Origin of the sequence: Halorubrum salsamenti, assembly GCF_007671685.1 — an archaeon.
Classification (GTDB): domain Archaea; phylum Halobacteriota; class Halobacteria; order Halobacteriales; family Haloferacaceae; genus Halorubrum; species Halorubrum salsamenti.
The window spans coordinates 230,384-243,653 of the sequence record NZ_VCNL01000004.1; the positions used below are offsets into that span (position 1 = coordinate 230,384).

Below are 13,270 nucleotides of genomic sequence, written 5' to 3' on the forward strand. Positions count from 1 at the left end.
GAGACGGCCGCGCCGACACAGGCGGAGGCATCACTTGCCGTAACTGGCGGTTATAGATGTTTGTAGATATATGCACTACACACATGACACGTGGGTTCAACACCCGGAGTCTCCACGCCGGCGCCGAGGCGGACCCGGCGACCGGGTCGCGCGCGACCCCGATCCACCAGACGACCTCCTTCGTCTTCGACGACGCGGACACGGCGGCGGAGATGTACGCGCTCCGGGCGGAGGGCCACATCTACTCCCGGCTCTCCAACCCGACCGTGAACGTCCTCGAAGACCGCATCGCCGACCTGTCGGGCGGCTCCGACGCGGTCGCGACGGGCTCGGGAATGGCCGCGCTCGACGCGATCGCCACCGTGCTCGCGAGCGCGGGCGACAACGTCGTCGCCAGCTCCGAGATGTACGGCGGGACGGCCGCGTACCTCACGAGCATCGCGAACCGCCGCGGGGTCGAGGCGCGGCTCGTCGACACGCTCGACGACGAAGCGTACGCGGAGGCGATCGACGACGACACCGCGTTCGTCCACGTCGAGACGGTCGCGAATCCCTCGCTCGTCACGCCCGACTTCGAGCGGCTCGCCGAGATCGCCCACGAGCACGCGGTCCCGCTCGTGGTCGACAACACGTTCGCGACGCCCTACCTCTGCCGGCCGTTCGAGCACGGCGCCGACATCGTCTGGGAGTCGACGACGAAGTGGATCACGGGCAACGGCACCACCGTCGGCGGCGTCGTCGTCGACGGCGGGCAGTTCCCGTGGGACCACCCCGACGCCGACTACGACGAGCTCGACGGTCAGTCCCCGGCCTACCCGATCGACTTCGTCGAGCAGTTCGGCGACGCCGCCTTCGCCAACGTCGCCCGCCAGCGCGGTGTCCGACCGACCGGCGGCCAGCAGTCCCCCTTCGACGCGTGGCAGACGATACAGGGGCTCAACACGCTCCCGCTCCGGATGGAGCGACACTGCGAGAACGCCCGGACCGTCGCCGAGTTCCTCCGGGGCGACGACCGGGTCGACTGGGTGGCGTACCCCGGCTTCGAGGACCACCAGAGCCACGACAACGCCGCCGAGTACCTCGACGGCTACGGCGGGATGGTCACCTTCGGCGTCGACGGCGGCTACGAGGCCGCCAAGACGTTCTGCGAGGCCGTCGACCTGACGAGCTTCCTCGCGAACATCGGGGACGCGAAGACGCTCGTCATCCACCCGGCCTCGACCACCCACGCCCAGATGGAAGAGGCGCAGCAGCGCCTCGCCGGCGTCTACCCCGAGATGCTCCGGCTCTCCGTCGGGATCGAGGACGCGGACGACGTGATCTCCGACCTCGATCGGGGGCTCGCCGCCGGCGAGCGCGCGGCGACTGGGCGAGCCGAAACGGACTCGGAGGTGTGACGCCGTGAGCACCGTCCCGACCGACCACGGCGTCGCCTCGCTCGGCGAGTTCGCCTTCGAGTGCGGCCAGTCGGTCCCCGACTTGGAGGTCGCCTACGAGACGCACGGCGAGTTCGACGGCGACAACGTGGTGTTGGTGTGTCACGCGCTCACCGGCAGCCAGAACGTCGCCCGGTCGCCCGCGCCGGAGCGCGACGAGGGGACCCGCGGGGCCGGGCAGGCCGGACAGGCCCGCGCCTGGTGGGACGACATCGTCGGCCCGGGGAAGGCGATCGACACCACCGAGTACTACGTCGTCTGCGCGAACGTCCCCGGCTCCTGTTACGGCACCACGGGACCGGCGAGCGAGCGCCCCGCCGACCTCGACCTCCCCGAGGAGCCCGACCACGACCGATGGGGGACCGCGTTCCCGCCGGTGCAGGTCGAGGACTGGGCGCGCGCGCAGCGCCGCCTGCTGGACCACCTCGGCGTGGGGCGGCTCCGGGCCGTCGTCGGCGGGAGCGTCGGCGGCATGAACGTCCTGGAGTGGGCGAAGCGCTACCCGGACGACGTCGACCGCGTGGTCGCCATCGCGACCGCCGGACGCCTCGACGCGCAGTGCCTCGCGCTCGACGCGGTCGCCCGGCGGGCGATCCGCGCGGACCCGAACTGGAACGGGGGCGACTACTACGGCGAGGGCCGTCCCTCGCCCGACGAGGGGCTCGCCTTGGCCCGCCAGATCGGTCACATCATGTACCTCTCGAAGGCGTCGATGGAGCGGAAGTTCGGCCGCCGATCGGCGGGCCGCGACTCGCTGACGCGCGAGGAGGGGGACCTCGGGCTGCCGCCGGAGCCGACGGCCGCGTTCTTCCCGTACCGGGAGGTGGAGTCGTACCTCGACTACCAGGCGGAGGGGTTCAGCGACCGGTTCGACGCCAACAGCTACCTCTACCTCACGCGCGCGATGGACGAGTACGACCTCGCGGCGGGCCACGGCACCGATGCCGACGCGCTCGGCGCCTTCGACGGCGAGGCGCTCCTGTTGAGCTTCACCGCCGACTGGCACTTCACCGTCGAGCAGTCGTCGTCGCTCGCCGACGCGTTCCGCGCCGGCGACGCCCCGGTCGCGCACCACGTGATCGACTCCGACCACGGCCACGACGCGTTCCTCGTCGAGCCCGAGCACGTCGGCCCGCCGCTCCGCGACTTCCTCGCGGAGGGGGTCGAAGGCCGAGCCATCTCCGACGGCGGCGGCGAGGGCGGCGAGTCCGCACGCCCAGAGTCGGACCACGCGCCGGTCCACGCGAGCCTTTTTAAGGGATAGTTGACGGCTTTTCAATGATGACCGATATGCGGTGGCGCGCGCCTGCGAGCGGTCGCCATCGGCGACCGGGAGTCAGCACGTGCGAGGGAGTCGCTGGCGCCGGCGGCGCCAGCGACAGGGCGAGAGCGGAGCTCTCGCTTGCAACCGGACGCAGTCCGGTGACGAGGCTGGGGAGGTGTGAGGCTGTGCGGTGCGGTCGGGACGGGACTCAAAGGGGCAGTCGCCGGCGGCGCTGCCGCCGGCTGCCAGAGGCGCGAAGCGCCTCGCTGCCGTGAGGGCGAAGGCGCGGGACGTAAGGACCGGAAGGAAGGAGCGCTAGCGACTGACTGAGGACCGCAACGACCGCACCGAGCCCTCACGGCTGGGGCTTTGGAGGCCATCACGGTGGAGTTGTCGATCACGTACTACCGAGCGACTGGGGCTTTGGAGCTGTTCACCGCCGATCTGCTTGCAACTACTTATAAGCGAGCGACTGCCTCGTCGAAATCTCCTCCCTCTGACTATAACGATCAACCATGATAACGTTCATAATTCTCGACTCCGTGGTGTGTGAGGTATGCCCGGTGGACACTCTCAGACCCTACGACCGTTCCTGTGGCGCGCCGAACGACTGTATCCGGACACAGAGATCGTCTCCCGGACTCACGAGGGGCGCACGCGACACACGTACGCCGAGTACGCCGACCGCACGGCCCGGCTCGCGAACGCGCTGGACGAGTACGGGATCGAACGCGGCGACCGGATCGCGACGTTCTGCTGGAACCACACCCGCCACTTCGAGACGTACTTCGGCGTCCCGAACGCCGGCGCGCAGCTCCACACGATCAACCCGCTCCTGCCCGACGAGCACATCCGGTACATCGTCGAGGACGCCGCCGACGAGATCGTCTTCGTCGACGCGTCGTTGGCCCCGAAACTCGCCGGCGCGGCCGAGGGCGCCGAGGAGTTCGACGACGTCGACTTCGTCTCCATGGGCTCGTCCGAGATCGACGCGCTCGACGCCATGCCCTACGAGGAGTTCATCGCGGACCAGCCGACCGACTACGACTGGCCCGACCTCGACGGCGACCAGCCGGCCGGCCTCTGTTACACCTCCGGCACCACGGGGAAGCCGAAGGGCGTCGAGTACACCCAGTCGATGCTGTGGAGCCACACGATGGCCTCCCAGACGCCGCAGGGGATCCCGATGGAGGACTCCGACGTTGTCATGCCAGTTGTTCCCATGTTCCACGTCAACGCGTGGGGGATGCCGTTCACCGCGACCGCGGCGGGCGCGAAACACGTCTATCCCGGCCCCTCGCCCGAGCCGGCCGACCTCGCCGCGCTGATCGAGGAGGAGGGCGTGACGATCTCCGCGGGCGTGCCGACGGTGTGGCTCGGGCTGCAGGAGTACATCACGGAGGGCAACGACGTCGACCTCTCGACGCTCGACACCGTGATCGTCGGCGGCGCGGCCGCCCCGCGGGCACTGATCGAGTGGTACGACGAGCGCGGCGTCGAGGTGCTCCACGCGTGGGGGATGACCGAGCTGTCGCCGATCGGCACCGTCTCCCATCTCACGGACGACCTGCGCGACGCCGACTACGAGACGCAGGTCGACAAGCGCTCGAAACAGGGGCTCGTCGTCCCCGGACTGGAGTTCGAGGTGATCGACGAGAACGGCGAGGAGGTTCCCTGGAACGGCGAGGACTTCGGCGAACTGCGGATCCGCGGCCCGTGGGTGACGAAGGAGTACTTCGCGCGCCCGGAGGCCAGCGAGGAGGAGTTCGTCGACGGCTGGCTGAAGACCGGCGACGTGGTCACCGTCGACGAAGACGGCTACATGCAGCTCGTCGACCGGACGAAGGACGTGATCAAGTCGGGCGGCGAGTGGATCTCCAGCGTCGAGCTGGAGAACGCGATCATGGCCTACGACGGCGTCAGCGAGGCGACCGTGATCGGCGTCCCGCACGAGCGCTGGCAGGAGCGTCCCGTGGCGTTCGTCGTCGCGGCCGACGGCGTCGACCGCGACGCCTTAGTCGAGGAGATCGAGTCGGGGCTCCGCGAGGAGTACCCGAAGTGGTGGGTACCGGACGCGGTGGAGTTCATCGACGAGGTTCCCAAGACCGCGACCGGGAAGTTCTCGAAGAAGGACCTCCGGGAGCGGTACGCCGACCAGTCGCTCGTCGAGGGGTCGGTGCCGGAAGACGACGCGCCGGAGCAGGGGTAGGTCGCTCGCAGCCGTGGGCTTCTCCCCGTCGCGGCCGCGGGCTACTCCCCGTCCCGCTCGCCGACGACCCACTTGTGCGAGTAGCTCTCGCCGCAGGTGCAGTGGGCGTACGCGTGGACCACGTCGCCCTCGGCGTAGAGGCCGCCGACCTCCTCGTTTTGCGCCTCCGCGAACGCGAAGACGAACCGGATCTCGTGGTCGTCGTCGGGGGCCTCCTCGGCGAAGGGACACGTCCCGTCGTCGAGCGAGCCGGCGATCTCGCCCTCGGCGCCCATCGCCGTCTTCGCGAACTCCATCGCTCCCATTCCCGTGCCGGCCTCGAACGCGGACCGACCGGTCTCGCCGTCGAGGATCAGCCGGACCCCGCCGTCCGTCTCGGTGCCGACGCTGCGGAGCCGGGAGTCGTCATCGAGGTACGCGTCGCTCAGGTAGAAGACCACGTCGTCGAGCCGCTCGCCCGCGAGGAACTCGTCGAGGTTGCTCATGCCGGTCCGAGGCGCGTGAGCGGTAAAAGGCGTGCGAGTCGCGTCGAGTCGGGATCGCCTCGCGCCGACCGCGAATCGCCGTCGACGTCCGCCGCGACGCCCACTATCGCCGCCCGCCGCGATGTCTCGGTTCCTGTCGAACCGATGTTAGCTCACGCGGAATCGGGATAACTGTTAATACGTACCACTGAGATCCGTCCCCTGATGAGTGCGCAAACGCCATCCGGAGATCGGCTCGCCGAGTGGGCGGAGCTGGTCGACGAGGACGTGCCGGAGGAGCTCCGAGAGGAGCGGTCCGGCGACTGTTAACTTTCACCTCGCTTCGCGAAGGCTTTAGGCCGGTGCCGGCCAAGGGCCGCCGATGGCGACCGAGGCCGCCGGCATCGACAGACCCCTGCTCGTCGACGACTTCCTCCAGGAGCGCCGCTACCAGCTCCAGCTGGCGGCGTCCGCCACCGACGAACACACCCTCGTCTGTCTCCCGACCGGCCTCGGCAAGACGACGGTCAGCCTGCTCGTCACCGCCGAGCGCCTCCACGAGGCGGGCGGGAAGGCCCTCTTTTTAGCCCCCACCAAACCCCTCGTCCAGCAGCACGCCGACTTCTACCGCGAGGCGCTCTCGGTCCCGGACGACGAGATCGTCGTGTTCACCGGCGACGTGAAGCCGGACGACCGCGCCGCGCTCTGGGCGGACGCCCGGATCGTGATCGCGACCCCGCAGGTCGTCGAGAACGACCTGGTCGGCAACCGGATCTCGCTGCGCGACGTGACCCACTGCACCTTCGACGAGTGCCACCGCGCGACCGGTGACTACGCGTACGTCTACATCGCGGAGCGCTACCACGCCGACGCCGCCGATCCGCTCGTCACCGGCATGTCGGCCTCGCCCGGCGGCGACACCGAGGAGATCGAGACGGTCTGCGAGAACCTCGGGCTCGTCAACGTCGAGGTGATGACCGAGGAGGACGCCGACGTCGACGAGTACACCCACGACACCGACGTGCGGTGGGAGCAGGTGACGCTCCCGGACGAGGTCCTCGAGATCCGCGACGCGCTCAACGAGGTGATCACCGACCGGCTGGAGAAGCTGAAGTCGCTCGGCGTGACGAACACGACGAATCCCGACCTCTCGCAGAAGGACCTCAACAAGATGCGCGGGCAGCTGAAGCAGATGATGGACAACGACCAGTCGGACGGGTACAAGGGGATGTCTACCCACGCCGAGGTGATGAAGCTCCGCCGCGCGACCGAGCTGGTCGAGACGCAGTCGGTCGAATCCGTCCGGCGCTACTTCGAGCGCCAACGCGAGGCCGCGCGCTCGTCGGGCGCCTCGAAGGCGAGCCAGCGCATGGTCGCGGACCCCAAAGTGAGAGAGGCGATGCGGAAGGCGGAGTCGTTCGACGGGCTCCACCCGAAGTTCTCGAAGGCCCGCATCCTGCTCGCGGAGACGCTCGGGATCAACGGGGGCGAGCGCTCCATCCTGTTCACCGAGTCCCGCGACACCGCCGAGGCGCTCGTGGAGTTCCTCTCGGCGAGCTTCGACGTCCGGAAGTTCGTCGGGCAGGGCGACAAGGAGGGCTCCGACGGGATGAGCCAGACGCAGCAGCAGGAGACGCTCGACGAGTTCAAGAACGGCGACTTCGAGGTGCTCGTCTCCACGAGCGTCGCCGAGGAGGGCCTCGACGTGCCCGAGGTCGACCTCGTCTGCTTCTACGAGCCCGTCCCGACCGCGATCCGCTCGATCCAGCGCAAGGGGCGGACCGGCCGGCAGGCCGAGGGGAAGGTGGTCGTCCTGATGGCCGAGGACACCCGCGACGAGGCGTTCTTCTGGATCTCCCGCCGGCGCGAGAAGAAGATGGCCAGCCAGCTCGCCGAGCTGAAGGAGGCCACCGACGACATCGAGGAGACCGTCGGCGACGACGGGCAGGCGGGGCTCGACGCGTTCGCCAACGGATCTGCTGAGGACACGGACGCGGAAGGCGACGATGGCGCGGGCGACAGTGACGGCGACGGCGCCGACAGTACCACCGACAGCGACGACGGTGAGGACGGCGACGCCGGCCTCAGCGACTTCGCGGCGGAGGCGCGGGACGGAGACGGGGAGGGTGACGACGGAGTCGTCGCCACCGCCGGCGTCGACGAGGGGGTCGAGGTCGTCGTCGACCAGCGCGAGCTCGACTCCTCCATCGCGAAGGATCTCTCGACGCGCGACGGGCTCGTCACCCGGCTGGAGACGCTCGCGGTCGGCGACTACGTGCTCTCCGACCGGGTCGCCGTCGAGCGCAAGTCGGCGGCGGACTTCGTCGACTCGATGCTCGATTCCGACCGCTCGATGTTCGAGCAGGTCGGCGAGCTCTCGCGGGCGTACGCCCGCCCCGTGATGGTCGTCGAGGGGACGAACCTCTACGGCCAGCGCGACATCGATCCCAACGCGATCCGCGGCGCGCTCGCGTCGCTCGCGGTCGACTTCGACGTGAGCGTCCTCCGCACCGAGGGCGAAGAGGACACAACCGAACTGCTCGCGACCATCGCCAAGCGAGAGCAGGAGACACGCGATCGCGAGGTGAGCGTCCACGGCGAGAAGACGACGAAGACCCGCGCGGAACAGCAGGAGTACGTCGTCTCCTCCATCGCCGACATCGGACCGGTCACCGCGCGCACCCTGCTCGAACACTTCGGCACCGTCGAGGCCGTGATGACCGCGCCCGAGGACGACTTACTGGAGGTCGACGGCGTCGGGCCGGTGACCGCGGAGCGCATCCGCGAGGTCGTCGGGAGCGACTACGAGTAGCTGCGACGGGACGGCAGAAGCGCTTGCCACGAAAAGCGTACTTCAGGAGTCTGCTCGGCGAAACAGTATTGTATACTGGGTAGTATACGAACGCACATGAGCAAGAGTATCCGCGTCGACGAGGACACGCACGCCGCACTCGCGTCGCTGAAGGGCGACGACGAGACCTTCGACGACCTACTGACGCGGCTGATCCGCGAGCGCCGTGAGGATATCCGGGCCGGGGCCGGCCTTTGGGCGGGGACCGACGCGCCCGAGCGTGCACGAGAAAAACGCCGAGAGATGAAACGCGGGGTCGACTCGCGGTGACGGTGTACGACAGCAGCGTTCTCATCGATTATCTCGCTGGACGAGATGCGGCCGTCGAGTGCGTCCACGAACATGCCGACGAGCCAGCGAACGCCCCGCCGCTCGCGCTGTTCGAGGTGTACCAAGGCGAGGTGTTCCGGTCGGGATCAACGAATCTCGACGCGGTCGACGACGCTCTCGACTGGATACAGGTAGTCGACACGCCGGCGACGGTCGCCCGTGAGGCGGCGGTGCTTCAGGACGCGCTCCGCGACCGAGGTGACCCGCTTGCGGCCCGTGACGCATTCATCGCGGGGACCGCTGTCGCCCTGAACGAGCGACTCGTCGTGTCCGACGCCGATTTTGATGTTGATGGACTGCGTGACGTTCTCGATCTCGACCTCGTCTGAGGGGACTCATTCGAACCCGCTCACCAGCGTCACGACCCACTGTCCGAGATCGTACTCCGCCCGGACCTCCACGCGCGTCACCCACTTCACCCACTGGAACCCCCGCCGATCGGGCGCGACCAGCCGCGCGGGCGCCCCGTGGCCGTGGCTCAGTCGCTCGCCGCCGACGCGAGTCGCGAGCAGGGCCTTCTCGGCCTCCTCGATCGGGAGGCTCCAGCGGTAGCCGGTGACGGAGGTGAACCGGACGTACGCGGCGTCGTCGTCGAGCTCGCCCGCCGCGTCGAGCAGGTCGCCGACGCGGATCCCATCCCACTCCTGGACCGTGTACCAGCCGCTGGTACAGTCGAGCAGGGCCTCCGTCTCGTGGCCGGCGGCGAGTTCGTCGGCGGTCAGTTCGACCGGCTCGCTCACGAGCCCCTCGACGCGCAGCCGATACTCGTTCCGGTCGATCGGGTCGGGGTCGTCGGCGACCCACGAGGTGATCGGGAAGGCCGCGTTTCCCGCGCCCTCGCGCGGCTGCGATCCGGTGAACCGCCGATCGGAGCCGGCCGTGTCGAGCGCGTCGTTGACGCTCTGCTGGAGTCGGTAGGTCGCACCGCCCGCGGCCAGGAGGACGGTGTAGCGGACCGCGGTCCGGCGGCGCTCGAAGTCGACCCGCCGCGGGACTCTGAATCGCGTCGCCGCGTGCGCGGCCACGAGCGGGACCAAGGCGAGCCCGAAGCCGACGTGGACGGAGAGGAGCGTCCAGTACGAGACCCGCACGTCGAGCCCGAACACCCACGCGGTCCCGGTCGCGAGCGCGCCGAGCGCGGCGACCAGCGTCAGGACCGACAGCGCGGTCGACCGCTGCCAGAGGGTCGGGTCCGTGAGCCGGGATCGGACGCGCGCGAGCTTCCACGCGAGCAGCGCGACGATTCCGACGCCGAGCGCGCGATGGAGCCAGAACAGCGGCCACCCCTCCGGGACGCCGACGGTGAAGGAGACGAGCCCGGTCGTCGCCTCGGCGACGACGAACGCGAACAGCGACCAGTCGACGGCGCGCGGCGGCGGCTCCAGTCGGTCGAGCGCTTCGCCGGTTCGGGAGCGCACGCCCATCTCGATCGTGGTACGTGCTAGCGAGACAAAAGCGTCGTCACGGTTCGGTCGCTCCGCGCTACAGCTCGTGGGCTTCCCCGTCCACCGCCAGCGGCTCCGCGAACGCCTCGTCGGGCGGGTAGTAGTGCGCGAGGTGGACGAGGCGGGTGCGGTCCGCGTCGAGCTCGTCGGCGAGCGCGAGCGCGCCCTCCCGAGTCATGTGCTTCGTACCGAACGTGCGCGGGACGCCGTCGGGACCCTCGTGGCGCCCGCCGATCGGGTGGTGCTCGCAGAGCGAGGCGGGGACGATGGCGTCGGCGAGCAGGAGGTCGGCGTCGGAAAGCGCCTCGCGGGACCGCTCCGGAATGTCGTAGCTCGTGTCGCCCGTCAGCGAGAGCTTCGCGCCCGTCTCGGGGTCCTCGATCACGACGCCGTAACACAGCAGCGGCGGGTGATCGACGGGGACGAACCGGACCTCGAACCCGCACGTCTCGAAGGGCTCGAACGGGTCGCGGGAGTGGACGCCGATGCGGTCCTCCAGGTAGTCGTACTTCGCGCGGATCGTCTCCGCGACGCTCTCGTCGGTGGCGGGGTCGGTCTCCGACGGCGCGTGGACCGGGAGCCCGTCGACCAGCCGGTAGACGTTGCCGAGCCCGTCGAGGTGGTCGAAGTGGATGTGCGTCACGATGCCGGCGTCTGGCAGCGGGACGTCGTTGCCGAGGAACTGGCTCCGGAAGTCCGGGCTGAAGTCGACGAGCAGCGACTCGCCGGTGCGCTCGTTCGCGACGTGGACCGAGAACCGCGAGCGCGACACCCCGCGCTCGCGCGCCGCGGCGCAGGTGTCGCAGTCGCAGCCGACCGTCGGCGTCCCGGTCGTGTCGCCGGCGCCGAGGAGGGTGACCCGCATTTCAGATCGTGGTCGGCGGCCCACAGCCTTAGCGTCCGTGATCGACCGCTCTCGCCCCGGTTTATAAGCCCGTCAGGCACGACGCTCCGGTATGCACGACGCTCGCGACCTCGTCCTCGCGCGACTCCCCTCGGGGATCCCGGTCCGCACGACCGTCCACGTCTACGGCGAGGGGAATCTCGTCGACGGCCCGGACGGTCCCGAACTCGACGTTCCCGCCGACGGCGGTCCCGTCGTCTACGCGCAGGCGGCCCAGCACGGCCGGGAGGTGAACGGGACGGCGGCCCTCCGCCGGCTCCACGAACGACTGACGAGGACGGGCGAGGACGCGGTCGACGCGGAGGTCGCGGGCACCCTCGTCACCGTCCCGGTCGCCGACCCGCTCACCTTCGACCGCGTCTCGTACACCACTCCGGAGTCGCTCGACGCGATCCACTCCAACATGAACCGCTGCTGGCCCGGCGACGCCGACGGGACCCTCCACGAGCGGATGGCGGCCAGCCTCTGGACCGTCGCGAGCGCGGCGGACGCGGTCGTCGACCTCCACACCGGGTCGCCCGCGATGCTCACCCACGCGGTGTACATGCGCGACGACGCGGCCTGCCGGGGCCTCGCGGAGGCGTTCGGCACCGATCTCCTGCTCGCGGAGGCCGCGGGCGACGAGGCGGACGCGGAGTGGGCGGAGCGCGGCTTCGCGGGCAAGCTCCGCGTCGCCGCCACCCGCGAGGGGATCCCGACGGTCACCCCCGAGCTCGCGCACAGCCGCGAGGTCGTCCCCGAGGCGGTCGACGCCGGTGTCGAGGGGATGATCGGTGTGCTCCGACACGAGGACCTCCTGCCCGGTGACCCGGCGCCGTGGGACGGGACGGCCGCGCGGAACCACCTCGGGCGCGTCGAGGCCGCGGACTCCGGGCTGTTCACTCCGGAGCGCGGCCTGTCGGTCGGCGACGAGGTCGAAGAAGGCCAGCGGCTCGGCGTCGTTCACGACCCGGCGACGTTCGAGTCGCTTCAGACCGCCGCGGCCGACCGCGACGGGATCGTCTACTCGATCGCCCGCGAAGCGACCGTCACCGCGGGCTCGACGCTCGTCGGCGTGGCTGAGCGACTGGACGAGTGAGCTGACGCGACTGGACGGGTTTGTCGTCGAGCTAGGGTCGCCGCACCCGGATCGTCCCCGTGGCGTCGACGGTGACGAACAGCCGGTCGCGCACCTCACGCCCGTGAACCGCGTCGCCCGCGCCCTCGCCGATCGTCTTCATCAGGTCGGGCGCGGTCTGGTTCACCTTCACGCCCGCCTCGTCGCAGGCGTCGTACACGCGCTTCGGCGCGTCGTAGAGGTCGGTCCCCGTCTCGATCTCCACGCGGACCGGGGCGGAGAGCGCCTCCGCGAACGCGACCGTCTCGCGGGCGCTCGCCACGTTGTCGCGGGCGCTGGCCTCGACGCTGGAGACGTTGGCGCGCGACGTGCCAAGCTGGTCCGCGATGTCCGACTGACGGAGCCCCCGCTCGCGGAGGGCCAACACCTCTGCCTGCCGGCGGGTGAGAACGCTCTCGTCCGCGTCGAACCCCGCGCGCTCCAGCAGATCCGCGGCGTCGATGTCGTCGGGATCAGGTTCGGGGCTGGGATCGGCGTCGGGAGCCCCGTCGTCTGCGACCATACGCGCCGTCAGGGGACGCGTGCTCAAAAAACGGCGGTTTCGACGGGGATGAGAAACGGAATCGAAGTCGGCGGCGGATCGGTAGCGTCCGGACTGTCCGTGGGGTGGGGCTGCCCCCGAGACGCGCCTACTTGCCCCAGAAGTTCTCGCGACTGCCGAGCCGCTCGCGGTCGGGGCGGTCTCGGCGTCGGTCGCCCTCGTCGTCTTCGTCCTCCCCGTCGCCGGACGCGTCGGCGTCCCCGGCGGGATCGTCTCCGTCGGCGTCGTCGCCTTCTTCCTCCTCCGGATCGTCGGGGAGGCGTTCGACGACGTCCTGTGCGGTCGCGTGGCTCGATTTTACGCGGTGGATCCGGACCTCGGCGCGCGCCGGGGGGAGGAGCCCGTCGACGAGGACGATGAAACCGTCGTCGGTGCGGCCGACGCCCGCGCCGCTCTCGTGGATGTCGTCGACCTCGACGACGACCTCCTCGCCGGGTTGGACCGGCTGCTGTTTCAGCTCGTAGATGGGCATATCGTAGTGGTTACACCACTCCGCGCCGCCCTTGTTGCCGTAGTGTTGACACCCCATCCCCTCGATTCGTTCGTCGAAACTGGGGCAGTCGTCGGCGAGTGGACAGTCCGCCATATCGTACGGGAGACCGGCCGTTGTTGAAACGTTTTCGACTGGGCGATCGGAAATGCGTCGTATCAGCGGCTCATCCGGTGAACGGTGGATAAATCGGTCTGGGGGTCCGGTTCCGGTCCCGGC

General features: G+C 69.8%; 12 protein-coding genes. 7 read left to right on the top strand and 5 right to left on the bottom strand.

Annotated elements, in window-relative coordinates; translation table 11 throughout:
• Positions 1–83: 83 nt before the first annotated feature.
• From FGL94_RS12445 to FGL94_RS12455, 3 genes are all read left to right on the top strand, one after another.
• Positions 84–1,397, top strand: coding sequence for an O-acetylhomoserine aminocarboxypropyltransferase/cysteine synthase family protein (locus FGL94_RS12445; protein WP_144925661.1), 1,314 nt, complete (start codon positions 84–86; stop codon positions 1,395–1,397).
• A gap of 4 nt (positions 1,398–1,401) precedes the next feature.
• Positions 1,402–2,700 carry a homoserine O-acetyltransferase MetX gene (metX, locus tag FGL94_RS12450; protein ID WP_144925664.1) on the top strand — a complete coding sequence of 433 codons (1,299 nt, stop codon included), beginning with the start codon at positions 1,402–1,404 and terminating at the stop codon, positions 2,698–2,700.
• A gap of 556 nt (positions 2,701–3,256) precedes the next feature.
• Entirely contained in the window at positions 3,257–4,909 is a 1,653-nt protein-coding gene (locus FGL94_RS12455; protein ID WP_144925668.1) for a long-chain fatty acid--CoA ligase, read from the top strand.
• A 41-nt stretch (positions 4,910–4,950) separates the two neighbouring features.
• On the opposite strand, the gene FGL94_RS12460 is transcribed toward FGL94_RS12455, so the two are convergent.
• Positions 4,951–5,394, bottom strand: a complete 444-nt coding sequence (locus tag FGL94_RS12460) for a DUF5807 family protein (RefSeq protein WP_144925671.1) — start codon at positions 5,392–5,394, stop codon at positions 4,951–4,953.
• A 361-nt stretch (positions 5,395–5,755) separates the two neighbouring features.
• On the opposite strand from FGL94_RS12460, the gene FGL94_RS12465 reads away from it, so the two are divergent.
• From FGL94_RS12465 to FGL94_RS12475, 3 genes are all read left to right on the top strand, one after another.
• Positions 5,756–8,185: a DEAD/DEAH box helicase gene (locus FGL94_RS12465; protein ID WP_144925674.1), complete on the top strand. Its 2,430-nt coding sequence runs from the start codon at positions 5,756–5,758 to the stop codon at positions 8,183–8,185.
• A 96-nt stretch (positions 8,186–8,281) separates the two neighbouring features.
• Positions 8,282–8,494, top strand: a complete 213-nt coding sequence (locus FGL94_RS12470) for a DUF7557 family protein (protein WP_144925677.1) — start codon at positions 8,282–8,284, stop codon at positions 8,492–8,494.
• Complete coding sequence (locus FGL94_RS12475) at positions 8,491–8,883, top strand: PIN domain-containing protein (protein ID WP_144925680.1); 393 nt, start codon at positions 8,491–8,493, stop codon at positions 8,881–8,883. The genes FGL94_RS12470 and FGL94_RS12475 overlap by 4 nt, the downstream gene beginning before the upstream one ends.
• Before the next feature lie 6 nt (positions 8,884–8,889).
• On the opposite strand, the gene FGL94_RS12480 is transcribed toward FGL94_RS12475, so the two are convergent.
• Complete coding sequence (locus FGL94_RS12480) at positions 8,890–9,978, bottom strand: molybdopterin-dependent oxidoreductase (protein WP_144925683.1); 1,089 nt, start codon at positions 9,976–9,978, stop codon at positions 8,890–8,892.
• Positions 9,979–10,036: 58 nt separating this feature from the next.
• Positions 10,037–10,864 carry an MBL fold metallo-hydrolase gene (locus tag FGL94_RS12485; protein ID WP_144925686.1) on the bottom strand — a complete coding sequence of 276 codons (828 nt, stop codon included), beginning with the start codon at positions 10,862–10,864 and terminating at the stop codon, positions 10,037–10,039.
• Between the two features lie 91 nt (positions 10,865–10,955).
• Between FGL94_RS12485 and FGL94_RS12490 the strand changes: the two genes are divergently transcribed.
• Complete coding sequence (locus FGL94_RS12490) at positions 10,956–11,981, top strand: succinylglutamate desuccinylase/aspartoacylase family protein (RefSeq protein ID WP_144925689.1); 1,026 nt, start codon at positions 10,956–10,958, stop codon at positions 11,979–11,981.
• Between the two features lie 31 nt (positions 11,982–12,012).
• Here FGL94_RS12490 and FGL94_RS12495 read toward each other — a convergent pair whose 3' ends face one another.
• Both FGL94_RS12495 and FGL94_RS12500 read right to left on the bottom strand, forming a co-directional pair.
• Complete coding sequence (locus FGL94_RS12495; RefSeq protein WP_144925692.1) at positions 12,013–12,522, bottom strand: Tfx family DNA-binding protein; 510 nt, start codon at positions 12,520–12,522, stop codon at positions 12,013–12,015.
• A gap of 127 nt (positions 12,523–12,649) precedes the next feature.
• Complete coding sequence (locus tag FGL94_RS12500; RefSeq protein ID WP_144925695.1) at positions 12,650–13,147, bottom strand: TRAM domain-containing protein; 498 nt, start codon at positions 13,145–13,147, stop codon at positions 12,650–12,652.
• Between the last annotated feature and the right edge of the window lie 123 nt (positions 13,148–13,270).